Annotated in this window: 24 protein-coding genes; 8 read left to right on the plus strand and 16 right to left on the minus strand. The window is 73.7% G+C overall.

From position 1 onward, the window contains the following. Window position 1: 1 nt before the first annotated feature. Both V6U79_RS07530 and V6U79_RS07535 read right to left on the minus strand, forming a co-directional pair. Entirely contained in the window at window positions 2–559 is a 558-nt protein-coding gene (locus V6U79_RS07530) for a response regulator (protein WP_334528914.1), read from the minus strand. Beyond that, the gene (locus tag V6U79_RS07535) at window positions 556–4,923 is read right to left on the minus strand and encodes a HAMP domain-containing protein (protein ID WP_334528917.1); all 4,368 of its coding nucleotides are present in this window, start codon (window positions 4,921–4,923) and stop codon (window positions 556–558) included. The genes V6U79_RS07530 and V6U79_RS07535 overlap by 4 nt, the downstream gene beginning before the upstream one ends. Window positions 4,924–5,096: 173 nt before the next feature. Between V6U79_RS07535 and V6U79_RS07540 the strand changes: the two genes are divergently transcribed. Continuing rightward, complete coding sequence (locus V6U79_RS07540) at window positions 5,097–7,154, plus strand: SpoIIE family protein phosphatase (RefSeq protein ID WP_334614031.1); 2,058 nt, start codon at window positions 5,097–5,099, stop codon at window positions 7,152–7,154. Between the two features lie 167 nt (window positions 7,155–7,321). Here the strand turns inward: V6U79_RS07540 and V6U79_RS07545 are convergent, their stop codons facing one another. Further along, window positions 7,322–8,704 (minus strand): FAD-binding oxidoreductase, encoded by a 1,383-nt coding sequence (locus V6U79_RS07545; protein WP_334614032.1) that lies wholly within the window; start codon window positions 8,702–8,704, stop codon window positions 7,322–7,324. 90 nt (window positions 8,705–8,794) lie between these two features. On the opposite strand from V6U79_RS07545, the gene V6U79_RS07550 reads away from it, so the two are divergent. Both V6U79_RS07550 and V6U79_RS07555 read left to right on the plus strand, forming a co-directional pair. Beyond that, window positions 8,795–10,891, plus strand: coding sequence for a S9 family peptidase (locus tag V6U79_RS07550; RefSeq protein WP_334528923.1), 2,097 nt, complete (start codon window positions 8,795–8,797; stop codon window positions 10,889–10,891). Between the two features lie 10 nt (window positions 10,892–10,901). Then, window positions 10,902–11,105 (plus strand): hypothetical protein, encoded by a 204-nt coding sequence (locus V6U79_RS07555; protein WP_334528926.1) that lies wholly within the window; start codon window positions 10,902–10,904, stop codon window positions 11,103–11,105. 69 nt (window positions 11,106–11,174) lie between these two features. On the opposite strand, the gene V6U79_RS07560 is transcribed toward V6U79_RS07555, so the two are convergent. The 10 genes from V6U79_RS07560 to V6U79_RS07605 all read right to left on the minus strand — a co-directional run bounded on the left by V6U79_RS07560 (window position 11,175) and on the right by V6U79_RS07605 (window position 20,233). Next, window positions 11,175–12,668, minus strand: coding sequence for an FtsX-like permease family protein (locus V6U79_RS07560; protein WP_334528929.1), 1,494 nt, complete (start codon window positions 12,666–12,668; stop codon window positions 11,175–11,177). Between the two features lie 26 nt (window positions 12,669–12,694). Beyond that, the gene (locus V6U79_RS07565) at window positions 12,695–13,396 is read right to left on the minus strand and encodes an ABC transporter ATP-binding protein (RefSeq protein WP_334528932.1); all 702 of its coding nucleotides are present in this window, start codon (window positions 13,394–13,396) and stop codon (window positions 12,695–12,697) included. Continuing rightward, the gene (locus V6U79_RS07570; RefSeq protein ID WP_334614033.1) at window positions 13,393–13,929 is read right to left on the minus strand and encodes a PadR family transcriptional regulator; all 537 of its coding nucleotides are present in this window, start codon (window positions 13,927–13,929) and stop codon (window positions 13,393–13,395) included. Before V6U79_RS07570 ends, V6U79_RS07565 begins: the two co-directional genes overlap by 4 nt. Before the next feature lie 51 nt (window positions 13,930–13,980). Continuing rightward, window positions 13,981–14,547, minus strand: coding sequence for a TIGR03086 family metal-binding protein (locus tag V6U79_RS07575; RefSeq protein ID WP_334614034.1), 567 nt, complete (start codon window positions 14,545–14,547; stop codon window positions 13,981–13,983). Between the two features lie 84 nt (window positions 14,548–14,631). After that, window positions 14,632–16,170, minus strand: coding sequence for a SpoIIE family protein phosphatase (locus V6U79_RS07580; protein ID WP_334614035.1), 1,539 nt, complete (start codon window positions 16,168–16,170; stop codon window positions 14,632–14,634). Window positions 16,171–16,172: 2 nt separating this feature from the next. Beyond that, on the minus strand, window positions 16,173–17,525 hold the full coding sequence (locus V6U79_RS07585; protein ID WP_334528940.1) for an ATP-binding protein: 1,353 nt from the start codon (window positions 17,523–17,525) through the stop codon (window positions 16,173–16,175). Continuing rightward, window positions 17,522–18,538, minus strand: a complete 1,017-nt coding sequence (locus V6U79_RS07590) for a SpoIIE family protein phosphatase (protein WP_334614036.1) — start codon at window positions 18,536–18,538, stop codon at window positions 17,522–17,524. Before V6U79_RS07590 ends, V6U79_RS07585 begins: the two co-directional genes overlap by 4 nt. After that, a complete protein-coding gene (locus V6U79_RS07595; protein WP_334614037.1) occupies window positions 18,535–18,954 on the minus strand; it encodes an ATP-binding protein in 420 nt (139 codons plus the stop codon). The genes V6U79_RS07590 and V6U79_RS07595 overlap by 4 nt, the downstream gene beginning before the upstream one ends. Next, window positions 18,951–19,373 (minus strand): STAS domain-containing protein, encoded by a 423-nt coding sequence (locus V6U79_RS07600; protein WP_334528948.1) that lies wholly within the window; start codon window positions 19,371–19,373, stop codon window positions 18,951–18,953. Before V6U79_RS07600 ends, V6U79_RS07595 begins: the two co-directional genes overlap by 4 nt. Further along, window positions 19,373–20,233 (minus strand): STAS domain-containing protein, encoded by an 861-nt coding sequence (locus V6U79_RS07605; RefSeq protein WP_334614039.1) that lies wholly within the window; start codon window positions 20,231–20,233, stop codon window positions 19,373–19,375. Before V6U79_RS07605 ends, V6U79_RS07600 begins: the two co-directional genes overlap by 1 nt. 159 nt (window positions 20,234–20,392) lie before the next feature. Between V6U79_RS07605 and V6U79_RS07610 the strand changes: the two genes are divergently transcribed. Next, entirely contained in the window at window positions 20,393–20,749 is a 357-nt protein-coding gene (locus V6U79_RS07610; protein ID WP_334528955.1) for an STAS domain-containing protein, read from the plus strand. Between the two features lie 9 nt (window positions 20,750–20,758). Here the strand turns inward: V6U79_RS07610 and V6U79_RS07615 are convergent, their stop codons facing one another. Further along, the gene (locus V6U79_RS07615; protein ID WP_334614040.1) at window positions 20,759–22,021 is read right to left on the minus strand and encodes an MFS transporter; all 1,263 of its coding nucleotides are present in this window, start codon (window positions 22,019–22,021) and stop codon (window positions 20,759–20,761) included. A gap of 49 nt (window positions 22,022–22,070) precedes the next feature. Here V6U79_RS07615 and V6U79_RS07620 point away from each other — a divergent pair, with 49 nt between their 5' ends. From V6U79_RS07620 to V6U79_RS07635, 4 genes are all read left to right on the plus strand, one after another. Further along, window positions 22,071–22,754, plus strand: coding sequence for a FadR/GntR family transcriptional regulator (locus V6U79_RS07620; RefSeq protein ID WP_334614041.1), 684 nt, complete (start codon window positions 22,071–22,073; stop codon window positions 22,752–22,754). A 41-nt stretch (window positions 22,755–22,795) separates the two neighbouring features. Continuing rightward, on the plus strand, window positions 22,796–23,254 hold the full coding sequence (mscL, locus tag V6U79_RS07625; protein ID WP_334528964.1) for a large conductance mechanosensitive channel protein MscL: 459 nt from the start codon (window positions 22,796–22,798) through the stop codon (window positions 23,252–23,254). Between the two features lie 81 nt (window positions 23,255–23,335). Continuing rightward, window positions 23,336–23,590, plus strand: coding sequence for a hypothetical protein (locus tag V6U79_RS07630; protein ID WP_334528967.1), 255 nt, complete (start codon window positions 23,336–23,338; stop codon window positions 23,588–23,590). Between the two features lie 64 nt (window positions 23,591–23,654). Then, window positions 23,655–24,029, plus strand: a complete 375-nt coding sequence (locus tag V6U79_RS07635) for a hypothetical protein (RefSeq protein ID WP_334614165.1) — start codon at window positions 23,655–23,657, stop codon at window positions 24,027–24,029. A 311-nt stretch (window positions 24,030–24,340) separates the two neighbouring features. Here V6U79_RS07635 and V6U79_RS07640 read toward each other — a convergent pair whose 3' ends face one another. Next, window positions 24,341–25,570 carry a benzoate/H(+) symporter BenE family transporter gene (locus V6U79_RS07640; protein WP_334528972.1) on the minus strand — a complete coding sequence of 410 codons (1,230 nt, stop codon included), beginning with the start codon at window positions 25,568–25,570 and terminating at the stop codon, window positions 24,341–24,343. A gap of 38 nt (window positions 25,571–25,608) precedes the next feature. Beyond that, window positions 25,609–26,634 carry a helix-turn-helix transcriptional regulator gene (locus tag V6U79_RS07645; protein ID WP_334614042.1) on the minus strand — a complete coding sequence of 342 codons (1,026 nt, stop codon included), beginning with the start codon at window positions 26,632–26,634 and terminating at the stop codon, window positions 25,609–25,611. Window positions 26,635–26,668 lie beyond the last annotated feature (34 nt).

The raw sequence follows: 26,668 nt of genomic DNA on the forward strand, positions 1-26,668 counted from the left end.
ATCAGGGGGTGTTGCCCCAGCGGGCCTGCTCCAGGATCTCCACCGCCCGCTCCCGGGTCTCCAGGTCATCGTCGGCCCGCAGCATCATGGTGGCCTCGTCGACCGCGTCGGTGAGCGCCCGCCACTGGGCGTCGCGCTCCCGCACCACGTCGGACTGCGCGGCCAACTGCCGGGTCTTCACCCACAGCTCCACGAAGACCGACACCTTGGCCCGCAGCACCCACGGGTCGAAGGGCTTGGTGAGGTAGTCCACCGCGCCGACCGCGTAGCCGCGCAGCGCCAACTGGGCGTCCTTGTCGGCGGCGGTGAGGAAGATGATCGGCACGTGCCGGGTCCGCTCGCGGCGCTTGATGTGGCTGGCCGTCTCGAACCCGTCCATGTCCGGCATCTGGGCGTCGAGCAGGATCACCGCGAAGTCGTCCACCAGCAGCTGCTTCAACGCCGCCTCGCCGCTCTCCACGGCCACCGACTGCACCGGGAGCCCCTGGAGGATCGCCTCCAGGGCCATCAGGTTCTCCCGGCGGTCGTCCACCAGCAGCGCCTTGGCCATCTGCGTCACGAAGTCTCCTCGCCTCGGCTGCCACTGATCCAGGACGCCATCCGCTCGATCAGCTCGTCCAGGTCCACCGGCTTGGTGATGTAGTCGCTGCCGCCCGCCGCCAACGCCGACTCGCGGTCCCCCGGCATCGCCTTCGCGGTCAGGAAGACGATCGGCAGGTCGGCGAAGCGGTGGTTGCGACGGATCTGACGGGTGGTCTCGTACCCGTCCTGGTCCGGCATCATCGCATCCATCAGCACGATGTCCACCTCCGGATGCTCGGCCAGCAGGCGGACACCGTCCGCCCCGTTGTCCGAGTAGAGCACGGTCATGCCGTGCAGTTCCAACGCGGAGGTCAGGGCGAAGACGTTACGCACGTCGTCGTCGACGATCAGCACGGTGGCCCCCTCCAGCTGCCGGGTCGCCGGCGCCTGCGGCTGGGGCAGCAGCTCCATCGGCGGCATCAGCAGCGACGACGGCAGGCCCGCGCGCTGCGGCGAGGGCGCCTGCGGTGCCACCACCGCGTCCGGCGCCAGCACGTCGGGTACGAAGAGGGTGAAGGTCGAACCCTGCCCCGGCGCCGACGAGACGCTGATCGTGCCGCCGATCAGGCGGGCCAGGTCCCGGCTGATCGACAACCCCAGCCCGGTGCCGCCGTAGCGGCGGCTGGTGGTGCCGTCGGCCTGCTGGAACGCCTCGAAAATGATCGAGAGCTTGTCGTCCGAGATGCCGATGCCGGTGTCGATCACGGTGAACGCGATCACCTGCCGGGCGTTGGTCAGCGCCGGCACGTCGAAGACCGCGTTCTCCGGCGCCGGCGCGATCCGCAGCGTCACCGCGCCGTTGTCGGTGAACTTCACCGCGTTGGAGAGAAGGTTGCGCAGGATCTGCTGCAACCGCTGGGCGTCGGTGACCAGCGCGGGCGGCAGCTCCTTGGCCACCCGGACCTGGAAGTCCAGGCCCTTCTCCTCGGCCTGCGGGGCGAACGCCTGCTGCACGTAGCCGCGGATCTCCTCGAACCGGATCTCGGTCGGCTCGACGTCCATCCGGCCGGCCTCGATCTTCGACAGGTCCAGGATGTCGTCGATCAGCGAGAGCAGGTCCGAGCCGGCGCTGTGGATGGTGCGGGCGAACTCGATCTGCTTGCGGCTCAGGTTCTGCTCCGAGTTCTCCGCCAGCAGCCGGGCCAGCAGGAGCAGCGAGTTCAACGGCGTACGCAGCTCGTGGCTCATGTTCGCCAGGAACTCCGACTTGTACGCCGACGCCCGGGTGAGCTGCTGCGCCTTCTCCTCCAGGCCGAGCCGGGCCAGCTCGATCTCCCGGTTCTTGGTCTCGATGTTGCCCTTCTGCTCGGAGAGGAGCTTGGCCTTGTCCTCCAGCTCGGCGTTGGTGCGCTGGAGCTCGGCCGACTGGTCCTGGAGCTCCAGGGCCAGCCGCTGCGACTGGGCCAGCAACTCCTCCGTACGCCGGTTGGCCTGGATGGTGTTGACCGCGATGCCGGTGGTGAGCACCAGCCGCTCCAGGAACTGCAGGTGCAGCTCGGAGAAGCGGGCCACGCTGGCGAACTCGATCACGCCGAGCAGCTCACCCTCGAAGAGGACGGGGAGGACCACCAGGTCCGCCGGGGGCGTCTCGGCCAGCCCCGAGCGCAGCGTGAGCCGCCCGTCGGGCAGCGCGTTGACCCGGATCGTCCGGCGGGAGAGCGCGGCCTGCCCGACCAGCCCCTCCCCCGGCCCGAAGGTGACGTCATGGCCCCGCGCCACGTAGCCGTACGAGGCGGTGAGCCGCAGCCGCGTCACGCCGTCGGCGGTGTCCGCCAGGAAGAACGCGCCGAGCTGCGCGTCCACCAGCGGGGTCACCTCCTGCATGATCATGCGGCAGACCTCGCCCAGGTCGCGCTGCCCCTGGAGCAGGCCGCCGATCCGGGCCAGGTTGGAATCGAGCCAGCCCTGCTCGGCGTTCTTCTTGGTCGTCTCCCGGAGGGTGACGATCATCTGGTTGATGTTGTCCTTGAGCTCGGCGACCTCGCCCTGCGCCTTGACCGCGATCCGCTGGGTCAGGTCGCCGCGGGTCACCGAGGTGGACACCTGGGCGATCGCCCGCAGCTGCGTGGTCAGCGTCGAGGCGAGCTGGTTGACGTTCTCCGTCAGGTCCCGCCAGGTGCCGGAGACCCCCTTCACCTGGGCCTGGCCGCCGAGCTTGCCCTCGATGCCGACCTCGCGGGCCACCCGGGTCACCTCGTCGGCGAACGACGAGAGCTGGTCCACCATCGTGTTGACCGTGGACTTCAACTCCAGGATCTCGCCCTGCGCGTCCACCGTGATCTTCTGCGACAGGTCACCCTTCGCGACGGCGGTGGTGACCGAGGCGATGTTGCGCACCTGGCTGGTCAGGTTCGACGCCATCGAGTTCACGTTGTCGGTCAGGTCGCGCCACGTACCCGAGACGCCCTTGACCTGGGCCTGACCGCCCAGCTTGCCCTCGGTGCCCACCTCACGGGCCACCCGGGTCACCTCATCGGCGAACGACGACAGCTGATCCACCATCGTGTTGACCGTGGACTTCAACTCCAGGATCTCGCCCCGGGCGTCCACCGTGATCTTCTGCGACAGGTCACCCTTCGCCACCGCCGTGGAGACCTGGGCGATGTTGCGGACCTGCGCGGTCAGGTTCGACGCCATCGAGTTCACGTTGTCGGTCAGGTCCCGCCAGGTGCCGGCCACCCCGCGCACCTGGGCCTGACCGCCCAGCTTGCCCTCGGTGCCCACCTCACGGGCCACCCGGGTCACCTCGTCGGCGAACGACGACAGCTGGTCCACCATCGTGTTGACCGTGGACTTCAACTCCAGGATCTCGCCCCGGGCGTCGACGGTGATCTTCTGCGACAGGTCGCCCTTGGCGACCGCGGTGGTGACCGAGGCGATGTTGCGCACCTGGCTGGTCAGGTTCGACGCCATCGAGTTCACGTTGTCGGTCAGGTCCCGCCACGTACCCAGGACGCCCTTGACCTGGGCCTGACCGCCCAGCTTGCCCTCGGTGCCCACCTCGCGCGCGACCCGGGTCACCTCGTCGGCGAACGAGGAGAGCTGGTCCACCATCGTGTTGACGGTGTTCTTCAGCTCGAGGATCTCACCCTGCGCGTCGACGGTGATCTTCTGCGACAGGTCGCCCTTCGCCACCGCCGTGGAGACCTGGGAGATGTTCCGCACCTGGCTGGTCAGGTTGCCGGCGAGCTGGTTGACGTTCTCCGTCAGGTCCCGCCAGGTGCCGGAGACCCCCCGCACCTGGGCCTGACCACCCAACTTGCCCTCGATGCCCACCTCACGGGCCACCCGGGTCACCTCGTCGGCGAACGACGAGAGCTGGTCCACCATCGTGTTGACGGTGTCCTTCAGCTCCAGGATCTCGCCCTGCGCGGCCACCGTGATCTTCTGGCTCAGGTCACCCCGGGCCACCGCCGTGGAGACCTGGGCGATGTTGCGCACCTGGCTGGTCAGGTTCGACGCCATCGAGTTGACGCTGTCGGTCAGGTCCTTCCAGGTGCCGGCGACGTTCGGCACCTCCGCCTGACCGCCGAGCTTGCCCTCGGTGCCCACCTCGCGGGCCACCCGGGTCACCTGCTCGGCGAAGAGCCGCAGGGTGTCGGTGAGCGAGTTGAAGGTGTGCGCCAGCTCGGCCACCTCACCCTTGGCCGACACGGTGATCTTCTGGGAGAGGTCACCCCTCGCCACCGCCGTGGCGACCTGTGAGATCGACCGCACCTGGTACGTCAGGTTCGACGCCATGGTGTTCACCGAGTCGGTGAGGTCCTTCCAGGTGCCGGCCACGCCCCGGACGTCGGCCTGACCACCGAGCTTGCCCTCGGTGCCCACCTCACGGGCCACCCGGGTCACCTCGTTGGAAAACGAGGAGAGCTGGTCGACCATCGTGTTCACCGTGCGCCCGATGCGCAGGTACTCGCCGCGCAGCGGCCGCCCGTCGATCTCCAGCGCCATGTGCTGGGAGAGATCGCCGTCGGCGACCGCCACGATCACCCGGGCGATCTCCGTGGTCGGCCGGCCCAGGTCGTCGATCAGCGAGTTGATTGCCCGCTGGCCCTCCGCCCAGGCGCCGTCCAGGCCCTCCTCGTCCAGGCGCTCGGTGAGCCGCCCGTCCCGACCGACGATCCGGCTGATCCGGCGCAGGTCGAGGTGCTGCCGCTCCTGGAGCGACACCACGTCGTTGAAGGCGTCCGCGACCTCACCCGCCGCGCCCGCCCGGCGGGGCAGCCGCACCTTGAGGTCGCCGCCGCGCACCCGGCGCAGCGCCTCCGCCAACTCACCGAGGAGCGCCTCGTGCTCGGCGGCGGACGGGTCCGCGGTCACCGACTGTTTCGCGGTCATCATTCCTCGCTCGACTCGGGGCCTCCGGCGCGTGCCGACACGCCGCCATCCCACCATTGTGCCCGCGCCGGTGTCGATGCCACGGACGCCACGTCCGCCCGGTTACGTCCCGATCAGCCGGACCGGTACGGCTCGTCCGGCTTGGCACTGGCGCGACGGCGATGGAGGATACGAGGGTGTCAGCGCAGACGGGGCCCGTGCCGGACGAGGGCCGGGACGAGCACGTGCGGCGCGTCCGCCTGCCCGCCGACCGGCGTACGCCCGCCGCCGCCCGGGCGGTGGTCCGCGCCGTGCTGGCCGAGGCCGACCTCGACGACCTGCTCAACGAGGCGCTGCTGCTGACCACCGAGCTCTCCACCAACGCGGTGGAACACGCCCGCACCGAACTGGACATCGAGGTCGTCGCCGACCGGGTCGGCCTCACCGTCACCGTCTCCGACTTCGCCGCCGGCCCGGTCGACGAACTGGTGGTGGGCGTCCGCAACGAGAGCGCCGAGATCGGCGAGGTCTCCGAGCGGGGCCGGGGGCTGCTGCTGGTGGACCACTTCGCCAGCCGGTGGGGCACCACCTACCTGCCCAGCGGCAAGGGGGTCTGGTTCCGGCTGGACCGGCCCGGCGCGGCGTCGCAGGCGTCACCCGACCCGGCGCACGTGCCCGGCGACAGCACGCCGGGGAGCCCCGCGCCGAGCGCCGCGGCGATGAGCGAGCTCACCCAGACCAGCCCCGATCCCAACGCCGAGGACCCGCTGCCCGACTTCGCCACCGACCTGCTCACCCGGGTCGCCGAGATGGTCGGCGCCGCCGGCGGTGTGATCCGGCTGGACCGCGGCGACGGGCAGGGCCCGCAGCCGCTGGCCCGGTACGGCCGCCAGCCGCGCCCCGGCAACGAGCTGCTCCGGGTGCCGCTGGCCGTGCACCGGCCGTACGCCGGTGAGCTGGAGCTGGACGCGGCGCCGTCGGCGTACGCCCGCCCGCTCGCCGTGCTCGCCGCCGAGCGGCTCTCGCTGCACCTGGAGAACGACCGGCTACGCCGGGCCGACGTCCGCCGGCAGGCCTGGCTGACCTTCCTGGCCGAGGCGAGCGAGCTGCTCGCCCAGTCCCTCGACGTCGAGCTGACCATGGCGCTCATCCCGCAGCTGGTGGTGCCCCGGCTCGGTCAGTGGTGCGCGGTGCACACCACCGACGAGTGGGGGCGGCTGCGGCTGGCCGCCGCCAGCCACGCCGACGAGTCGGTGCTGCCGCAACTGCACAAGTTGCTCGAGGAGACCGGCCCGGACTCCGTCCAGGCCCGGCTGCGGGAGGCGTCGCGCAGCGCGGCGCAGATCCCGCTGGGTACGCCCATGGAAGGCTTCGCCGTCCCGCTGATCGCCCGGGGCCAGCGGCTCGGCACCCTGGCCGTGGGCCGGCACCAGCGGCACCGGCACGACCCCGACGAGGTCGCCGTCCTGGAGGACGTGGCCCGTCGGGCCGCGCTCGCCATCGAGAACGCCCGGATCCACGCCGAGCGCCGCCGGGTCGCCCAGACCCTCCAGCAGTCGCTGCTGCCGCCGGTGCTCCCCGTGGTCGACGGCATCGGCTTCGCCGCCGAGTACGTCCCGACCGGGGACGACGCCGACGTGGGCGGCGACTTCTACGACGTGGTGCCGCTGCCGGACGGGCGCTGGCTGGTGGTGGTCGGCGACGTCTCCGGCAAGGGAGTGCAGGCGGCGGCGGTCACCGGGCTGGTGCGGGACGTCATCCGGGTGCTGGTCGGGGACGGCAAGCCGCTGCCCGAGGCGCTGGCCCGGCTCAACGAGACGCTCTGCGAGCGGGGCGGCGGGCGGTACTGCACCCTCGCCCTCGCCGCGGTCGGGCCGGGCGACGGGCGGCACCTCGACGTCTCCCTGCACCTGGCCGGGCACGACCGCCCGGTGCTGCTGCGCGGCGGGGGTGGCGCCTCCTTCGTCGGCGCCGGGGGCACCGCGCTGGGCCTGCTCGACTCGATCACCTCGCCGACCGCGGAGATCCCGCTGCACCCCGGCGACTCGCTGGTCTTCTACACCGACGGGGTGACCGAGCGGCGGCGCGGCCGGGAGCTCTTCGGCACCGAGCGGCTGCGCGACGCCGCCGCCCCGCTGGCCGGATACTCGGCCGACGTGGTCGCCGCCCGGCTGCGCGCCACCGCGATCAACTTCTCGGTGGAGGCACCCCGGGACGACATCGCCATCCTCGTCCTCCGCAACGACGCCATCTGACCACCCCCGCCCGCGCTCCGCGCCGCGCTCGGCGCTGCAAGATCGTGCCGGATCCTGGATGTAGTGGCCTCCCTGCCGCAGCAACGCCACTACTTCCAGGATCCGGCACGATCTTGAAGTTGCGACGCCGGCACGCGAGGGACGAGTCGTCGCGGACGGGCCGGGGGTCAGAGGCCGCCGGGGAGCCGGCCCGGGGCGTGGCGGCGGTGCGGGTCGAGGTGCTCCTTGGCCGCCCGGAGCCGGGGGATCACCGCCGGCTCGCCCCACAGCTCGACGGCCTGCCGGACGGCCGGCGGCGCGGCCACCACCACGCACCGGCCCCGCCGGGCGAGCAGTACGCCCCGGACGGCGGCGAGGATCGAGGCGACCCGGTCGGCGGGCAGCGACCCGGGCAGGGCGGCGTGCACCACGCCCAGGCCTGCGGAGCCGCGTACCGGGACGGGGGTGCCGGCGGCGTCGCGCAGCGCGTAGACGGCGGCGTGCAGGTCGTGGATCGGCACCTCGATCCGCAGCGCGGTGTCACCGGGTGCGAACGGGTAGCGCCGCCACCAGTGCGGGGCGGTGTGGCCGGCGTTCGTCTCGCCGCCGAGGAGCGTCACCAGGCGGTCGGCCCGCTCGGCGACGTCGGCGGGGCCCCCCTCCAGCAGGACGGCCAGCGCGCCGGCGCCGCCGCGGGCCGGCGGGAACGGCCGGAGGCGTCCCGCCATGGACGGGTGGGCGGCCCGGGCCGCCGCCTCGGCGGGCGGCATCGGCCGGCGCGGCAGCGGACCGGTGGCCGGGAGGTCCAGCTCGATCGCGGCCGGGTCGAGGCGGTCGGCCAGCACCGTGCGGACCAGGTCGTGCACCTCCAGCGGCGTCCACACCGGCCGGACGACCCAGACCCGGCCGGCCGGCACGGGTTGCACCCGCAGGGTGGCCGAGACCAGCACCCCCAGCCCACCCTGGGAGCCGCAGAGCAGCCGGCCCACGTCCAGCCCGACCGGCGCCGGGCCGGCCGGCACCTCCGCCGCGCCGACCCCGGCGCCGACCAGCTCACCGTCGGCGTCCAGCCAGCGCAGGCCGACCAGCTGCTCACAGGCGGTGCCGTGCCGGTGCCGCAGCGGGCCGGCCTCGTCGGCGGCGAGCACCCCGCCGAGGGTGGCCCCGGGCGAGGGCGGATCCAGCGGCAGTCGCCGGCCGGTGCGCTCCAGCGTCGCCTGCACCGCCCGCAGCGGCGTGCCGGCGCCGATCTCGACCACCGGCGAGCCGGCGGGCTGGTGACCGATGCCGGCGAGCCGGCCGGTGTCCAGCATGATGTCGACCCGCGCCGGCGCCGCCCCCCAGTCGATCTTCGTGCCGGCGCCCCGGGGCACCACGGTCAGGTCGTGCCGGGCGGCCAGCCGCAGCACCTGCGCCGCGGCGGCCGGCCCGCCGGGGACGGCCACCCACCGGGCGGCCCGCCCGGCGACCTCGTCGGCGGCGCCGGCGAACCGGGCGAAGGTGGGACCGCAGATCCCGGTCAGCCGCCTGGTGATCTCCGCCGCGCTGGTCGAACTCGCTGCTGCCGCCATGGCGGTCATCGTACACATGTTCGAAAGGGCTGGCGGCGGGTCGCCGGACGACGCGCGCGGCGGGCGCGGGCCGGCCGGTAACGTGACGTCGTGACCACCGACACCGCCCCGCCCGTCGCCAAGCGAGTGCCCAGCGAGCGCACCCACCACGGCGACACCGTCGTCGACGAGTACGCCTGGCTGGCCGCCAAGGACGACCCGGTGACGATCGCCCACCTCAACGCCGAGAACGCGTACACCGAGGTGCGCACCGCCCACCTGGCGGGGCTGCGGGCGACCCTGTTCGAGGAGACCCGCCGGCGCACCCAGGAGACCGACCTGACGGTGCCCACCCGCAAGGGCGGGCACTGGTACTACACCCGCACCGTCGAGGGCCAGCAGTACGGCGTGCACTGCCGCCGGGCCGTCCGCGACGGCGAGACCACGCCCCCGGTCAGCACCGACGGCGCCCCGCTGGACGGCGAGGAGGTGCTGCTCGACGGCAACCTGCTCGCCGAGGGGCACGACTTCTTCGCCCTCGGCGCCTTCGACGTCAGCCCGGACGGGCGGTGGCTGGCGTACTCGACGGACTTCTCCGGCGACGAGCGCTTCACCCTGCGGATCAAGGACCTGAGCACCGGCGAGCTGCTCCCCGACGAGGTGCCCGGCACCTTCTACGGCACCGCCTGGTCGGCCGACGCCTCCGTGCTGTTCTACGTCACGGTGGACGAGGCGTGGCGGCCCAACCGGGTCTGGCGGCACGTCGTCGGCACCCCGTCGGGCGAGGACGTGGTGGCGCACCAGGAGGACGACGAGCGGTTCTGGGTGGGCGTCGAGCTGACCCGCTCCGAGCGGTTCGTGCTCATCGACATCCACAGCAAGATCACCAGCGAGGTCCGGGTCATCCCCGCCGGCAACCCCACCGGCGAGCCGGCCGTGATCGCCCCGCGCCGGCAGGGCGTCGAGTACACAGTGGAGCACCACGGCCACCGCTTCCTGATCCTGCACAACGACGGCGCGGAGGACTTCGCGCTGGCGTGGACCTCCGCGGACGCGCCGGGCGACTGGGTGCCGCTGATCGACCACTCCCCCGGCACCCGGCTGGAGGCGGTCGACGCCTTCACCGACCACCTGGTGGTCTCGCTGCGCACCAACGGCCTCACCGGGCTGCGGGTCATCCCGGTCGGCGGCGGCGACGACCACGACATCGACTTCCCGGAGCCGATCTACAGCGTCGGCCTGGACGCCAACCCGGAGTACCGCACCCGGGAGATCCGGCTGCGCTACACCTCGCTGGTCACCCCGGACTCGGTGTACGACTACGACCTGGTCACCCGGCAGCTGGTGCTGCGCCGGCGCAAGCCGGTCCGGCCCGGCCCGGACGGACGGGAGTACGACCCGGCCGACTACGAGCAGCACCGCGACTGGGCGCTGGCCGACGACGGCACCCGGGTGCCGATCTCGCTGGTCTGCCGCAGGGACACCCCGCGCGACGGCTCCGCCCCCGCCGTGATCTACGGCTACGGCTCGTACGAGGCGAGCATGGACCCGTGGTTCTCCATCGCCCGGCTCAGCCTGCTCGACCGGGGCGTGATCTTCGCCGTGGCGCACATCCGTGGCGGCGGTGAACTGGGCCGCCGCTGGTACGACGAGGGCAAGCTGCTGGCCAAGAAGAACACCTTCACCGACTTCGTGGCCTGTGCGCGGCACCTGGTGAAGGCCGGCTGGACGGCCAGCGACCGGCTGGTCGCCCGGGGCGCCTCGGCCGGTGGCCTGCTGATGGGCGCGGTGGCCAACCTCGCCCCGGACGCCTTCGCCGGCATCGTCGCCCAGGTCCCCTTCGTGGACGCGCTCACCTCGATCCTCGACCCGTCGCTGCCGCTGACCGTCACCGAGTGGGAGGAGTGGGGCAACCCGCTGGACGACCCCGAGGTCTACGCGTACATGAAGTCGTACACCCCGTACGAGAACGTGACCGCCGTGGACTACCCGGCGATCCTCGCGGTGACCAGCCTCAACGACACCCGGGTGCTCTACCACGAGCCGGCGAAGTGGATCGCCCGGTTGCGCGCGGTCGCCCCGCAGGGCGACTACCTGCTCAAGACCGAGATGGGCGCCGGCCACGGCGGCCCCAGCGGCCGGTACGACGCCTGGCGCGAGGAGGCGTTCATCAACGCCTGGACCCTCGACCGGCTCGGCCGCGCCTGAAGCCGCCGGGTTGACCAGCCACGACGAGGGCCGGGCGGACGAGGAGCCGCCCGGCCCCGACATGCCGTCGCCGGAGCCGGAACCGGGTGCGGCCCGGCGCGGGTCGGCCGGGCTGATCGTCGGCGTGGTCGCCGGCGCCCTGCTGGTCTGCTGCTGCTCGGCGGTGCTCGGTCTGGCCCTCTCCTGGTCCGCCGGCCTCTTCGACCCCCGCTGACCCAGCGCGGCGCGTACCCGCTCGGCGTCGACGGCACAAGCGCCGTGGCCCCGGTCGCTGTGGCGAGCGTCAGGCCGTGCGCAGCTCCTCGACGGCGGTGCTGGTGCGCAGGAAGAGCAGGCCGACCCCGACGGTGACCAGCACCGCGGCCAGGGCGCCGGCCCCGATCAACGCCAGGTGCTCCACCGGTACGTCCGGCGTGAGCTGGCGCTGGACGGGCTGGATCAGACGGGTGTAGCGCGCCTCGGTGGCCGGATCGGCGCAGAGTTCGGCTGGGGCGTCGCAGACCGTGCCGCTGATGGTCCCGGTCTGCACCGGGCCGGCGAGGGCCCGGCCGATGAGGAACCCGACGGTCAGCGCCACCAGGATCGCCGGGACGGCGGGGACCAGCGCCTGCCAGGCGATGGAGGCGTTGAGCGTCCCCCGGGGCACCCCGGTCGCCAGCAGGGCCGCGTACGCCCGGCGGCGGGCGACGATGCCCTCGACCAGCGCGACCAGCAGGCCCCCGGCGGCGATCGCCACGGCCACCGCCACGGCCAGGTCGACCAGGTCCATGGTGCGCAGATAGAACGGGTTGGCGCCGTCGTCGTGGCCGAACAGGCGGCTCTCCTCCCGCTGCACCTGGTCGCTGAGGGCGAAGTAGGCCCGCTGGCCCGCCGCGCCCGCACCGAAGAGGACCGCCGCCAGCAGGGCGGCGAAGGTACGACTGCCGGCCCAGGGGTCGGCCATCAGCCGCCGGGCGGCGAGCAGCGCGGCCGGGCCCCGGGCGAGGCGGTGCAGCAGCCGCCCGCCGGTGTAGGAGATCCAGCCGGTGCCGAGCACCACCCCGACCACCGCCGCGACCAGGCCACCGACCACGACCAGGACGAGCAACCAGAGCGAGGAGGGTTCCGGCCCGTCGCCGGTGCGCAGCAGCGGCGTGACGAGCAGGCCGGCCGTCAGGCCCGCCCCGATCAGCAGCCCGGGCCAGGGCAGGGGGGCCCGTTCCCGGCCCACCCGGCGCACCACGCCGAACGGCGTGGTGGTGACCTGGCGCAGCAGCAGCGCGGTGGCCGCCGCCGCGACCACCGGCAGCCCGAGCACCACCGCCGCCAGCGCGCCGGCCGGCGGCAGCACGTCGGTGGGCAGGGCGAGCCGGCCGTTGGCGTCGGGCCGGTCGAGCAGCGCCCGGCCGGCGAGGTACGCCGCCAGCCCGGCGAGCGTGCCGAGCAGGGCGGCCACCCCGGTCTCCAGGACGGCGACCCGGGTCACCTGGCCCGGGGTGGCCCCGGCCAGCCGCAGCGCCGCCAGCCGGCGGTCCCGGGCCGGTGCGCCGAGCCGGGCGCACTGGCCGGCCAGCGCCAGCACCGGGACGGTGAGCAGCAGCAGCGCGAACGCGGTGCCGCCGCGCAGCCCCGGCTCGCGGAGCAGGCTGTTGCCGTACTGCTCGGCCTCGGCCCGCGGGTCGCCGGGCACCTCGGGAATGGCCAGCACGGTGAGCGCCGCCAGGCCGGCGAGGGCGGCCAGAGCGGCGCTGAGCGCCGTCAGCACCACCCGGGCGGTGTCGGTGCGGGTGCCCGCCATCGCGAGGCGGGCGAGGGTGGCCGGCCTCACCGGTGTCCGCCGGTGAGCGGCGCGTCGAGCCCCAGGCCGGTGTGGTCGACCGTGCCGTCACGCAGCACGACCTCCCGGTCGGCGTACGCGGCGATCCGCGGCTCGTGGGTGACCAGCACGACGCTGGTGCGCTGCTCGCGGGCGAGCCGGACCAGCTGGGTGAGCACCTGCTCGCCGCTGAGGGTGTCCAGCGCGCCGGTCGGCTCGTCCGCGAAGAGCACCCGGGGCTCGGTGACCAGCGCCCGGGCGATGGCGCAGCGCTGCTGCTGGCCGCCGGACATCTCACCGGGCCGGACGTCGGCCACGTCGGCCACGCCCAGCCGCTCCAGCCAGCCGAGCGCCGCCGTGCGTGCCTCTCGCCGCCCCGTGCCGGCGAGGAGCAGTGGCAGGGCGACGTTCTCCGCCGCGGTCAGCTCGGTGACGAGCTGGCCGAACTGGAAGAGCACCCCGAACTCGGTGCGGCGCAGCCGGGACCGGGCCGCCTCCGACCAGGTGTCGAGCCGGTGGCCGCACCAGAGCACCTCGCCCGCGTCGGGGCGGAGGATGCCGGCGAGGCAGTGCAGCAGGGTGGACTTGCCGCAGCCGCTGGGGCCGGTGACGGCGACGATCTCCCCCTCGGCCACGTCGAGGGTGACGCCGCGCAGCGCGGGTGTCGGCCCGTACGCCTTGACCACGCCGCGAGCCTGGAGTTGTGTCACGAGTGCACCTCCCGGTGCCAGTCGGCGACCCGGTCCATGGTGGTCCGCAGCCACCTCAGGTCGGCGTCGAGGTGGGCGATGGCGTAGTCGGCGGCGACGACGTCGTCGAGGGTGGCCGCGGGCGCCGTCTTGACGCCGGTCAGCTCGCGCAGCCGGTCGGTGTGGGCGCGCGCCTGCGCGACCAGGTAGGACCGGGCGGTGTCCACGTCGGCGACCAGCAGCGCCACCACCACCTTGGCGAAGAGCGCGCTGGAGACGTAGGGCACGGGTGGCTCGACGGTGGTGAGCCACCCGTCGAGCGCGGCCCGCCCCGCGCCGGTCAGCGCGTACGCCGTCCGGTCGGGGCCGCCGTCGCGCTCCTGCCCGGCGGCGACCACCAGGCCGTCCCGCTGGAGCCGGGTCAACGTCGCGTAGACCTGCCCGAAGGCCAGCGGCCGGGCGCGCGGGAGCCGGGCGTCGTGGGCCCGCTTGAGTTCGTACCCGTGCCGGTTGCCGGCAGCGAGCAGACCCAGCAGGACGTGGGACGTGGACACCGGCCCACTATTCACCGGGTGAATAGTGGGTGTCAATCCCCTTCGATGCGGTCAGCGGACCCAGGCCGGGTCGCGCCCGCAGCGGCCGAGCAGCCGGTCCAGCTCGGTGTGGCCCGGGCCGGTCTCCACCTCCGCGCCGAAGGCACCCATCTGGCGACCCATCGGTCCCATCTCGTCCATGAACCGGTGCCCCGCCTCGGTGACCTCGGGCGCCGGCCGGTACGACTGCCCGGTGGCCCGGGCCAGGTCCCAGCCGTGCACAGCGAGATCGACCAACCCCATCAGGCCGACCGTCCGCTGTGGCAGCCCCATCCCGGGGGAGGCGCCCTCCTCCGCCGCCGGGTCGGCCCACGCCTCGACCAGGCGCGCCGCCTCGTCCGCGAACCGCTCCCGCCACCCCTCGGTCAGCTGGTCGGCCTTGGTCGACCAGTCCACCTCCCGGTGCCGGGCCAGGACCTGGAAGTTGACCACCACGTCGAACAGGTGGTTGGCCAGGTCCCGGACGGTGTAGTCGGGGCATGGCGTGGGCAGGTCCAGCTGGTCGTCGGAGATCGCCCGGACCACCGCCACGGTGGGAGGTGCGGCGGCGCCCAGCAGTTCACTGGTATTCGTAGCCATAGGGGCCAGCCTATGAAGGTGGTCCGACCGAACGCGACAGCCACGCGGCGACGGCCGCTCCGATCCCACCCACGCGCGGCCGGCTCAGCGGCGGCGGACCGCCACCACCGCGACGTCGTCGTGGATCTCCGGCGGGGCCAGCTCGACCAGGAGCCGCTGGCAGAACTGGTCCAGGTCGTCGTCCACCCGGGTCGCGGACGCCGCCAGCGCCGCCAGGCCGTCGTCGATGGTGGTGTCCCGCCGCTCGATCAACCCGTCGGTGTAGAGCACCAGCGTGGCGCCGGCCGGCAGGGTGAACTCCAGGTCGGCGGGGCGCTCGGCGCGGACCCCGAGCAGCGGCGCCGTCTGCTGCACGTACTCCACCCGACCTTCCGCGCTGATCAGCGCCGGCAGGTGACCCGCGCTGGCCAGCCGGACCCGGCCGGTCGGCGGATGCAGCAGCAGCAGGCAGAGAGTGGCCAGCTCGTTGGGGAGCAGCGTCCGCATCAGCTCGTTGAGCCGGTCCAGGATCACCCCCGGCTGGTGCCCCTCCACCGCGTACGCCCGGACCGCGTGCCGCAGCTCCGCCATCACCGTCGCCGCGTGCAGCGAGTGGCCGGCGACGTCGCCGATCGCCATCAGCAGGTGCCCGTCGAGCATCACCAGCTCGTAGAAGTCGCCGCCCACCTCGGTCTGCGCGCTGGCCGGCTCGTACCGCACGGCCAGGTCGAGGCCGGCGACCTCCGGCAGCCGCCGGGGCAGCAGGCTGCGCTGGAGGGTGACCGCGATCCGGTGCTCCTCGTCGAAGGAGCGCTGCGCCTCCACGGCCGACGCGACCGCCTGGGCGAGCTGCACCAGCACCGGCGTCCGCGCGGTCTGGGTGGCCGTCGGCACCACCACGTACAGCGGGGCGCGATCCTCCCGCAGCCGGGCGGCGGCCACGGTGACCGTGTCCTCCGCCGGCCACGGCACCAGGGACCAGCTGGCCGGGTCCTCCACCCGGACGGTGGCCCCGGTCGGCACGCCGGTGTCGTCCACCACCCACGGTACGACCTTCGGCGTGGCGTCCATCCCGGTGGAGATACCGGCCAGGCAGTCCCCGTCGAAGGTCTCCGCGATCACGGCCGCCGGGCTCCGGAAGATCCGTGCGGCGCCCGCCGCCGCCTCCTGGAGCAGGCGGACGAAGGTCGGGGCGGCGTGCACCGCCACGGTCGTGTCGGCCAGCCCGGTGAGCCGCTCGGCGAGCAGCTCGGCCCGCTGCCGCGCCTGGTAGTAGCGGAGCACGGCGTGCGCGGTGGCGACCAACTCGTCCGGCTCGATCGGCTCGGCCAGGTACGCGTCCGCGCCCCGGGTCAGCCCCTGGGTGCGGTCCTCCACGTCCACGGCGTGCGCCGACACGTGGATCACCGGTAGCGCCGGGTGGACCGCCTTGATCCGCTCGCACACCTCGAAGCCGCTCAGGTCCGGCAGCCGTACGTCGAGCACCACCAGGTCGATCGGGTCCACCCCGACCCGTTCCAGCGCCTCGGTGCCGGTCTCCGCCTCGCGGACCTGGAAGCCGGCCCGGGTCAGCCAGTTGACCAGCAGGTACCGCTTGGTGCGGCTGTCGTCGACGACCAGGACGGTCGCCGGTGCGCCGGCCACCCTCACACCCCGTCCGCGGGCAGGTCGACGGTGAAGGTGCTGCCCCGGCCCGGCTCACTGGTCAACGTCATGCTGCCGCCGAGCAGGTTCACCACCCGCCGCGCGTACGGCAGGCCGAGGCCGGTGCCGCTGCGCCGGTCGGTGCCCGGCACCTGGTAGAACTCCTCGAAGATGCGCTCGTGCAGCTCCGGGGCGATGCCGGCGCCGGTGTCGGAGACGGAGAACCGCCACCGGTCGGCGTCGCGCTCCGCCCGCAACCGCACCTCACCCTGCTGAGTGAACTTGAGCGCGTTGTGCAGCAGGTTGCGCAGCACCTGGGCGAGCAGCACCTCGTCCGCACGGAGCACGGCCGGCGCGGGCGGATCCTCCACCACCAGCTCCACCGCCGACGCGGTGGCCAACGCCCGCAGCGTGCCGCGCAGCTGGCCGAAGAGCGCCTTCAGGTCGACGTCCGCCCACTGCGGCTCGATCCGGCCGGACTCCGCCTTGGCCAGGTCCAGCAGGTCGTTGACCAGGGAGAGCAGGTCCGCCGCGGAGGAGCGGATCAGCCCGATCTGCTCGGCCTGCTCGGCGGTGAGCGGGTCGGAGGCCGGGTCGGTGAGCAGCCGCCCCAGCCCGATGATCGCGGTCACCGGGGCGCGCAGCTCGTGGCTGACGTTGGCCAGGAAGCGGCTCTTCGACTCGCTGGCCGCGCGCAGCTGGGCCGACTTCTCGTCCAACTCGGCGTAGAGGGCGACCACGCCACGGTTGGTCTCCTCCAGCTCCTCCGAGAGCTGGGTGTAGAGCGCCATCACGCCGCGGTTGGTCTCCTCCAGCTCGGAGTTGAGCACGGTGAGTTCGTCGCGCTGCCGGCGCACCTCGTCCAGCGCGGCGATCAACTGTTCGTTCTGCGTGGCCAGTTCGTCCAGGGCACTGGCCGGGGCGCTGTGGCCGAGCTTTTCCCGCAGCTCGGCCAGTCGCGCCGCCGTCAGCGCCGCAGCGGTGGCCGGGACACGTCGGGACATCCTCACGACCGTATCCCCCTCCATGCCCACCACGCTCAGGGTGTCCACCAGGCGCGCCACCGCACCGGACTGCGGCTCGTACCGGTCGCCGGGCAGCGGGGCCAGCGGCGTCAGGTCGACCCGCAGGACGCTACGGCCGTCCGCCCCGGCCACGACGACGAAGGTGACGTCCGCGCCGTCGGCCGTACGGAGCAGGTCACGCGCCACCTCGCTGAGCGCGGTGGCGAACCGGATCTGGTCCTGGTGCTCCAGCCCGACGGCGGCGGCGACCTCCCGGCCGCGCTGCCGGATGAGGAAGATGTCCTGCTCGACCCGGAGCGCCATCTGCAGCAGCGGCGCCTCGCCGGTCATGCCGGTGCCCTCGCGACCAGGACACCGGCGTCGTCCCGTCGGATGCCGGCGTCGCGCAGCAGGACGGCGGCCATCACCAGCGGGGACCGGGTGGTCAGCCCGGGATAGTCCTCGATCCGCCACCGGTCGACCAGGCCGTCGCTGTGCATGACCAGCGTCGCGCCCGCCGGGAACGGGTAGTCGTAGCCGCGTACGGTGGGCCGCTGGTGGCCGGCGATGCCCGGCAGCGACACCATGCCCCGCCGCTCGTCGGCCGGTCCGAGGACGACCCCGGTGATGTTGCCCAGCCCGGCGTAGTGGAGCAGCCCGGCGGACGGGTCCAGCTCGGCGACGGCCAGGGCGGCGCCGCGGGTGTGCGACATGGCGGCGTGCAGGTGCTGCACCACCACGGCGGGGGGCGCGGCGGGCGCGGCCCGGAAGGCGGCGAGCGCGGCCTCGGTTGCCCCGGCCGCCAGCGGTCCGTGCCCGAGACCGTCGCAGACCAGCACCTGGTGCCGCCCCTCGACGACCCGTACGCCGTGGCCGTCGCCGCTCACCTGCTCGCCGGTGATGGGCCGGGTGATCCCGGCCGCCCAGAGCGGGGTGACCGGCATGCCCTTCGGCCACACCTGCACGGCGAAGACGGTGCCCTTGCCGGGCCGTGACCAGGCGTCGAACCAGCTCGCCTGCCGGGCGATCGCGCCCAGCCCGATGCCGAGGGTGCCGCTGGTGGAGTGGCCGTCGCGGGAGGAGACGGTCAGGTCGGCCATGCCGGGGCCGGAGTCGATGGCGACCAGTTCCACGCCGGCGTGGTCGCCGGCGCGGGTGGGCCGCAGCAGCAGCACGCCTTCCTGGGCGTGCTTGACCAGGTTGCTGGTCAGCTCGGCGGCGAGGATGGCGAGTTCAGCGGTCCGCGTCTCGTCGAGGCCGACCTGGCCGCCGAGGCGTTCGGCGGCCCGGCGGACGGAGCTGGCCGCGCTGCTGTTCTCGACACGGAACCAGATGCCGGGGTCGGCGACGGGATCGAAGTTCACCGGGACCACTTGGTCACCGTGATGCGGGTGCCCTCGCCCACGGTGGTCTGGACGTCGAACTCGTCGACGAGTCGCCGGGCGCCGCTGAGGCCCAGGCCGAGGCCACCTCCGGTGGTGTAGCCGTCGGTGAGGGCGAGGGCGAGGTCGGGGATGCCCGGGCCGGAGTCGGCGAAGAGGATCCGTACGCCGCGCCGCCGGCCGTCCTCGACGACCGTCACCTCGGCGCTGCCGCCGCCACCGTAGATGAGGGTGTTCCGGGCCAGCTCGCTGGCCGCGGTGACCAGTTTGGTCTGGTCGACGAGGGAGAGCTTGACGGCCACGGCGACGGTGCGCACCAGCTGGCGGACCCGGACGACGTCCTCGTCACTGCCGATCGCCTGCGCCTGCGGGCGGCCCAGGTCGATGCCCGCCGTCATGCTGATGTCGCCGCCGATCCGGACTCCACGTCCTCGGGGTCGTCGTCGCCGAACCCAAGGTCGTCCTCACGGGTCGCCGCGATCAGCTCCATGCCGCGCTCGACGTTCAGCGCGGTACGGATGCCGTTGAGCGACAACCCCAGCTCGACCAGGGTGATGGCGACGGCGGGACGCATCCCGACGACGACCGTCTCCGCGTCGAGCACCTTGGAGATCGCGGCGATGGTGGAGAGCATCCGGCCGACGAAGGAGTCGACGATGTCCAGCGCGGTGATGTCGATGATGACGCCGTGGCAGCCGGTGGCCACGATCCGCTCGGCCAGGTCGTCCTGGAGGGCGAGGGCCGTCTGGTCGGACATGTCGATCTGGATGGAGACCAGCAGGATGTCGCCGATCTTGAGGATCGGCACCCGCTCCATCACGCCTCCCGGCGCGGGTGGCGGCGGGCCGTCTCGACCCCGGTGAGCCGCAGGACGTGCCGCAGCGCGTCGGCGAGGCTGGCCTTGGTGGCGATGTCCCCGAACTCGATGCCGAGCGCGACGATGGTCTGCGCGATCTGTGGCCGGATGCCGGAGATGATGCAGTCGGCGCCCATCAGCCGGGCCGCGACCACGGTCTTGAGGATGTGCTGGGCGACCTGGGTGTCCACCGCCGGCACGCCGGTGATGTCGATGATGGCGTACGGCGAGCCGGTGTCGACCAGCGTCTGGAGCAGCCGCTCCATCACCACCTGGGCACGGGCCGAGTCGAGGGTGCCGACCAGCGGCACCGCGACCACGCCGTCCCAGATCTTCACCACCGGGGTGGAGAGTTCGAGGAGCTGCTCGGCCTGGTCGGCGATGAGACTCTCGCGTGCCTGCACGTAGGTCTCGAAGGTGTACAGCCCCATCTGGTCGACCAGGCTGTTGAAGGCGATGACGTCCCGCAGGGACAGTTCGACCTCGCCGGACTCGGCCAGTTCGACCAGCACGTCCTTGAGGGCGTAGATGCTGACCGCGGTCTCGGTGGCCGAGAAGCCCTGCCGGACCCGGCCGCGGGACAGCTCGGCGAGCACGGCCCGCAGCTCACCGGCCGACTCGGTCTGGATGTCGGTGAGCCCCGCTCGGCCGGCGGCGATCATGCTACGGTGCAGCTCCTGCACCTGGAGCCGCAGCTCGGCGTGGCTCAGCCGGCCGCGCAGCGACGCCGCGACGATGTCGGTCCAGCGCTGCGCGATCCGCTCGTCGTGCTCACCGAGCAGATCGGCGAGCCGGCCGCTCTCTTCCGTGGTCAACGCCATGGTCACCTCCTGTGAGCTGGACGGGCCGGACTCTATCACCGGCGCTGCTCCGGGTACTTGCCACAAGGCAAAGGAATGATCAGGCCCACCGGAACGCGCTCCCGTTCTGCGTGTCACCCCGTTCGTGGGATACCGTTCCCCCGATAACAGGAGGTCCGAATGTCCTTGACGGTGCACACGGAACAGCGCGGCGATGTCGTCGTCGTGTCGGTCGCGGGCGAGCTCGACATGGCGACCGCACCGCAGCTGCAGGACCAGATCACCGATCTGCTCGACAAGGGTCGCAGCCGGCTGGTGTTCGACCTGGCGAACGTGTCGTTCTGCGACTCGACCGGGTTGTCGGTCTTCGTGCGCGCGAAGAACAGCTCCGACGAGGCCGGCGGTGTCGTCCGGCTGGCCGCCCCGCAGCGCGGCGTGCTGCGCATCCTCGAGGTCAGTGGCCTGGTCGAGGTGCTGCACACCTACCCGACGGTCGAGCAGGCCGTGGCGGGCGACCCCACCCCGGCGTCCTCCTGACCGGTTGACTCAGCGCTCGTCCTCGATGAACCGGGGACGAGCGATCACCATGCCCGCGGTGGTCTGCACGGCGAGCGCGCCGAGCAGGAAGCCCAGCGGCGCGGTCCAGCCGCCGGTCGCCTCGTAGAGGATCCCGACCAGCAGCGGGCCGAGCGCCGCGATGACGTACCCGGTGCTCTGCGCGAAGGCGGAGAGCGCGACGGTCCCCTCGGCGGTGCGGGCGCGCAGGCCGATGGTGGTCAGGATCATCGGGAACGCGCCCTGGCCGAGGGCGAGCAGCAGCACCCAGAGCGGTGCGAGGCCGTCCGGGGCGAGGGCGAGCCCGACGTACGACGCGGCGGACGCCGCGGTCAGGGAGAGCACCAGCGGCCGCAGGGTGCGCAGGCGGCCGGCGAGGGTGGGCATCAGCAGCGCGACCGGCACGCCGAGCGCGGTCACCCCGGCGAGCAGCAGTCCGGCGGTCTCCGCCCGGTAGCCGGCGTCCCGGAAGAGCTGCGCCAGCCAGCCCATGATCGCGTATCCGCTGAGCGACTGCGCGCCGAAGTAGACCGCCATCGCCCAGCCGAGCCGGGTGCGTTCCGGCCGGATCCGCACCCGGGCGGCCGGGGCCGCCGTCGCGGTCGCGGCCCGCCGGGCGGCGCGGGCTCGCAACGCCAACGGCACCCACGGGAGTACGGCCAGCGCGGCCAGCCCGGCCCAGACGCCGAGCCCGGCCCGCCAGGAGCCGAAGGCGTGCGCGACCGGCACCGCGGCGGCGGCGGCCGCCGTGGTGCCCACCGTCAGGGCCATCGTGTACGCGCCGGTGACCAGCCCGGTGCGGTGCGGGAAGTGCTGCTTGACCAGCATCGGCAGGAGGATGTTCGCCACCGCGATACCGGCCAGGGCGAGCGCGCTGGTGAGCACGAAGACCAGCGCGGAGTCGGTGACCACCCGCAGCAGCTGGCCGGCGGTGAGGGCGAGCATCGCCACGATCAGCACCCGGGCGGGCGGGTACCGGCGGACCAGCCACGGGGTGAGCGCGCCGAGGCCGGCGAAGGCGATCGTCGGCAGCGTGGTGACGAAGCCGGCCATCGCCCCGGAGAGGGCCAGGCCGGCGCGGACCTCGTCGAGCAGCGCGCCGAGGCTGGTCACCGCGGCCCGCAGGTTGAGCGCGACCAGCAGCATCCCGACCAGCACCAGCGCGCCGCCGGTGGCCGGGGACGACGCCCGGGTCGGGGGCGCCACGGCGGCCGGCGCCGGCCCGGGCGTGACGGTGGTGGGTGGCGGGGTCATGACCTCGAACCTACAATCATGGGATGAATTTCGGCAGGAGTTGTAACCGGTGACACCCGCCGTCGGTGCTGTCGCCGTGCCGCCGCGCGGTCACCGGGTCCGCCAGACGATCGAGCAGCTACGGGGCCGGATCCTCGGCGGCGAGTGGCCGGTCGGTGGGCGCATCCCCACCGAGCCGCAACTGGTCGCCGCGCTCGGGGTGGGGCGGAACACGGTCCGCGAGGCGGTCCGCGCGCTGGTGCACGCCGGGGTGCTGGAGTGCCGGCAGGGCTCGGGCACGTACGTGGTGTCGACCGACGAGCTGGCCCCGGTGGTGGCCCGCCGGCTGACCGACGACCGGATGGCCGAGGTGGTCGAGGTCCGGCGCGCCTTCGAGGTGGAGGCGGCCCGGCTCGCCGCGGTGCGGCGTACCCCGGAGGACCTGGCGGCGCTCGACGGGGCGCTGGCCGCCCGGGAGGCGGCCTGGCGCTCGGGCCGGGTGGCGCAGTTCGTGGAGGCCGACGCCGCGCTGCACACCGCCGTGGTGGCCGCCGCGCACAACGGCATGCTCGCCGAGCTCTACGCCTCGGTCGGCGCGGCCATGCGCAGCACCGTGGCGCAGGCCATGGGGGACGCGCTGGAGCCCGAGCGGTACGTCGACCACGGTCGACTCGTCGAGGCGATCCGGGACGGCGATCCGGCACGCGCGGCGATCGAGGCCGGCGCTTTTCTGGAGCCGCCTCCCGGGGCATAGGTTGTGCCGGACCTCGAAAACCGGACAGCACGGGAGTACGGATGCTCAAGGGCTTCAAAGACTTCATCATGCGCGGAAACGTCGTCGACCTGGCGGTCGGCGTCGTCATCGGCGCCGCGTTCACGGGCGTGGTCACGCAACTGACCAAGTCGTTCCTCGAACCGCTGATCAGGGTGGTTGCTGGCGGCAACTCGCTGAAGGCCGGGCAGTGGACCATCGGTGGGCAGGTGTTCGAATGGGCCGCGTTCGTCAACGCCCTGATCACCTTCCTGCTGACCGCGGCGGTGCTCTACTTCCTCGTGGTGTTCCCGATGAACAAGCTGGCCGAGCGGCGGCACCGGGGCGAGGAGCCGCCGCCGAAGGCGCCGAGCGAGGAGGTCAAGCTGCTCACCGAGATCCGGGACACGCTGGTCGCCGCCGGGCACACCACTCCGGGACAGCAGCGCGGCGCGCTGGACGACGTGCTGGGCCGGCATGCGGAGCCGCCCGCCCCGCGCTGACGCACCGCCACGCACATCGGCCCCTGTGGGAATCCCACAGGGGCCGCCCTGTCTCGAACAGGTGTTCGATAGAGTCCGGCCATGGAGCAACGCAGACACTGGTGGAACGGCAAATGGGGACGACTGGCCCGGCGGGACGTGTTCCTCCGGGTGGACGCCGACCGCTGGCACGTCGAGCAGCGGGCCGGCGGCGCGGAGGGCGTCTCCCAGTTCTACGAGTACCCCAGCGTCGAGGAGGCCGAGGAGACCGTGCGGGCACTGCTGGAGGGGCCGGACACCTGGCGCGAGCTCTCCCCGCGCCCGCCCAGTGCCTGGGCGCCGCCCACGGGCGACTGACCACCCGGCGGCCCGGAGCCACGTCCGGCGTTTACGGTCCGGCGGGCCCGGGAACCGCCCGGTGATGAAGCAGCAGGGCACCGAGCGACACGCGGTCATCTCCCGGGTCACCACCGGCATGCGGGTGGTGGACACCGTCGGCGTGGAGGTCGGCACCGTCGACCTCGTGCAGCGGGGCGACCCCAACGCGGTGACCGTGCAGGCGTCGACCGCCGACCCGGGCGGCAGCCTGCACGAGCTGATCGAGACGGCGGCCGTCGAGGAGCCGGACGTCCCGGCCGACCTGGCGGCCCGGTTGCTGCGCCGCGGCTACCTGAAGGTCTCCACCGAACTGACCCGCACCGGCGCCGTCTACGTGCTGGCCGACCAGATCGCCACCGTCACCGACGACCAGGTACGCCTGGACGTACCCGCCGGCGACCTCCCCCCTGAGGAGTAGCCCCCGGCGTTCTCCGCTCCGGCCGGCCAACTCCAGCCGCCTCCGGCCCCACAAGCTCGACGCCCCAGCAGCATCCGCCCCGGGCCCCACTCACCTCCTCGACGTCCTTTAGAGCTGATGACGTAGACGAATCACAACGCGGAGCAGCCACCCGACGATCCGTCAAGCTCCGAGTTGGTCCCCCCGATTCGCTTACGTCATCAGCTCTAAAGGACCGCGTGCATGAATCGCCCCACGCCCTCGGTGCGCAAGGACCGCGCAGCCAGTCGCCCACACCCTCGCGCATCCGCGCCGACCCGGCCGGCAGGCGATCAGCGACGCACTGGGGTGGACGGCTCGACGACGCCGGTCTCGGCGGCCTCGGGGCGGACCGGCGCGGGCGGCGGTGGAGTGGCGCGGCGGCGGCGGAAGAGCAGCAGCATCAGCCAGCCGGCCAGCAGGCCCCAGAACGCCCCGCCCACGCCGAGCAGGCTGACCCCGGAGGCGGTCACCACGAAGGTCACCACGGCGGCCTCCCGGCTCTCCGGCTCGGCGACCGCCGCCGAGACCGCGGTGGCCAGCGCGCCCAGCAGCGCCAGCCCGGCCACCGCCTCGATCAGTACCGGCGGGGAGAGCAGCACCAGTGCGGTCGCCGCACCCGCGCCGAGGCCGAGCAGCGCCATCCCGATCCCGGCGGTGACCGAGGCGATCCAGCGGCGGTCCGGGTCCGGGTGGGCGTCCGGGCCGGCGGCCAGGGCCGCGGTGATCGCCGCCAGGTTGACCGCGTGCCCGCCGGCCGCCGCGCCCAGCACCGTGCCCAGCCCGGTGACCCGCAGCGCCGAGCCGAGCGGGGGCCGGTAGCCGTAGCCGCGCAGCACCGCCGCGCCCGGCACGTTCTGCGCGGCCATGGTGACCAGGAAGAGCGGCAGCGCCAGTCCGACCACCGCCGGCACGCTGATCGCCGGCGCGGTCAACGCCACCACCGGCCGGAGGTCGCCCACGCCCCCGCCCGACGTGGTCAAACCGATCGCCACCGCCGCCGCGACCAGCGCGGCCGGTACGGCCCAGCGGCGGGCGAACCGGTGCAGAACCAGCCACGTGACGATCACCGGGGCGGCCAGCCGCGGCACCTCGACCAGGGCGCGGACCGGTGCGGTGCAGAGCGGCAGCAGCACCCCGGCGAGCATCGCCGCCGCCACCGGGCCGGGGATCGCGGCCACCGCCCGGCCGAGCGCCGGGAAGAGCCCCGCGGCGACGATCAACAGTCCACAGAGGATGAATGCGCCGACCGCGGCGGGCCAGCCGCCGGGCACCGGCCCGGTCGCCACCAGCAGCGCCGCCCCGGGGGTGGACCAGGCGACGGCGATCGGCATCCGGTGCCGCAGCCCCAGCCAGAGCGCGCAGAGACCGGACGCGACGCTCACCGCGAGCAGGCCCGAGGCCGCCTGGGTCTCGTCGGCGCCGACCGCCCGCAGCCCCGCCAACACCACCGTGAACGAGCTGGCGAAGCCGACCAGGGCGGTCACCACGCCGGCCAGCACCGGTTGCAGCCGTTCCCCCATCGCCACACCCCCGTCTCAGCGGCCGGTCAGCGGCCACCCTAGCGAGAGCTGGTCGGGACCCGGTGCTGGACCGCCCAGAGCGCCACCTCGGTCCGCGACGCCGCCCCCGTCTTGCGGAGCAGGTTCGACACGTGCACGGTGACCGTCCGCACCGAGATGCCGAGCGCCCGGGCGGCCTGCTTGTTGGACATCCCGGCGACCAGGCAGCCGAGCACCTCCTCCTCCCGGCCGGTCAGCTCGGCGTCGGGCGGGGCGGCGACCCGGGCGGCCGGCAGCCGCAGGTGCTCCGGCATGGGGCGGCGTACCAGCGCGTCGGGGCCCTGACCGGCGTGCGCGGCGAGCAGCTCGGTGAGGGCGTACGGGTTGCCGCCGGTGCGCTGCCAGACCGCGAGGCTGACCCGCTCCGCGGGCCGGGAGCCGTCGTACACCTGGGTCAGCACCTCGGCGACCTCGGCGACGCCGAGCGGGTTGAGGTGCTGGCGCACCGCGCCGCGTACCCCGCAGAGCCGGGCCAGCGCGCGGACGGTGAGCTCCGGCGCGACCGCGTCGGACGGCGGCCGGCTCGCCACCACCAGCAGGGCCGGCAGCTCCGGGGCGGTGGCCAGCTCGGCGACCAGGTTGAGGCTGGCCGGGTCGAGGGCGTGCAGGTCCTCCACCACCAGCACGGCCGGCCCGGCGCCGACCAGCAGCCGCACGGTCCGCACGGCGAGGCGGAGCAGGGTGCCCGGGGCGTAGCGCTCGCGCGGCGCGGTGGGTTGCTGGGCGAGCCAGGCCAACGCGTCGGCCGGCAGGTCGAGCCCGCCGGTGTCCCGCCCGCTGAGCACGGCCGCCAACCAGTCGTACGGGGCCGGGTCGTGCACCCGCGCGGCGCCGCAGAGGACCACGGCCGGACGGGGCGAGAGGCCTTCCACGGCGGCCGCCACCAGTAGACTCTTGCCCACTCCGGCGGCCCCTGTGATGACCGTCACGGCGGGCGACTGGCGACCGGTGTCGGCCACGGCAGCCCAGGCACGGTCGAGCTCGGCAAGCTCGCCGGCGCGCCCCACCATGGACACCGGCATCATTTCTCCACCCTACGCACTAGTGCGTAGAGACGAA

Source organism: Micromonospora psammae (assembly GCF_036902725.1).
Lineage (GTDB): Bacteria > Actinomycetota > Actinomycetes > Mycobacteriales > Micromonosporaceae > Micromonospora.

Coding starts and splice junctions, on each gene's coding strand:
- V6U79_RS07535 (WP_334528917.1), bottom strand. CDS start 4,923: ATGATGACCGCGAAACAGTCGGTGACCGCGGACCCGTCCGCCGCCGAG.
- V6U79_RS07545 (WP_334614032.1), bottom strand. CDS start 8,704: ATGGCGGCAGCAGCGAGTTCGACCAGCGCGGCGGAGATCACCAGGCGG.
- V6U79_RS07560 (WP_334528929.1), bottom strand. CDS start 12,668: ATGGCGGGCACCCGCACCGACACCGCCCGGGTGGTGCTGACGGCGCTC.
- V6U79_RS07575 (WP_334614034.1), bottom strand. CDS start 14,547: ATGGCTACGAATACCAGTGAACTGCTGGGCGCCGCCGCACCTCCCACC.
- V6U79_RS07585 (WP_334528940.1), bottom strand. CDS start 17,525: ATGACCGGCGAGGCGCCGCTGCTGCAGATGGCGCTCCGGGTCGAGCAG.
- V6U79_RS07595 (WP_334614037.1), bottom strand. CDS start 18,954: ATGACGGCGGGCATCGACCTGGGCCGCCCGCAGGCGCAGGCGATCGGC.
- V6U79_RS07600 (WP_334528948.1), bottom strand. CDS start 19,373: ATGGAGCGGGTGCCGATCCTCAAGATCGGCGACATCCTGCTGGTCTCC.
- V6U79_RS07605 (WP_334614039.1), bottom strand. CDS start 20,233: ATGGCGTTGACCACGGAAGAGAGCGGCCGGCTCGCCGATCTGCTCGGT.
- V6U79_RS07610 (WP_334528955.1), top strand. CDS start 20,393: ATGTCCTTGACGGTGCACACGGAACAGCGCGGCGATGTCGTCGTCGTG.
- V6U79_RS07615 (WP_334614040.1), bottom strand. CDS start 22,021: ATGACCCCGCCACCCACCACCGTCACGCCCGGGCCGGCGCCGGCCGCC.
- mscL (WP_334528964.1), top strand. CDS start 22,796: ATGCTCAAGGGCTTCAAAGACTTCATCATGCGCGGAAACGTCGTCGAC.
- V6U79_RS07630 (WP_334528967.1), top strand. CDS start 23,336: ATGGAGCAACGCAGACACTGGTGGAACGGCAAATGGGGACGACTGGCC.
- V6U79_RS07635 (WP_334614165.1), top strand. CDS start 23,655: ATGAAGCAGCAGGGCACCGAGCGACACGCGGTCATCTCCCGGGTCACC.
- V6U79_RS07640 (WP_334528972.1), bottom strand. CDS start 25,570: ATGGGGGAACGGCTGCAACCGGTGCTGGCCGGCGTGGTGACCGCCCTG.
- V6U79_RS07645 (WP_334614042.1), bottom strand. CDS start 26,634: ATGATGCCGGTGTCCATGGTGGGGCGCGCCGGCGAGCTTGCCGAGCTC.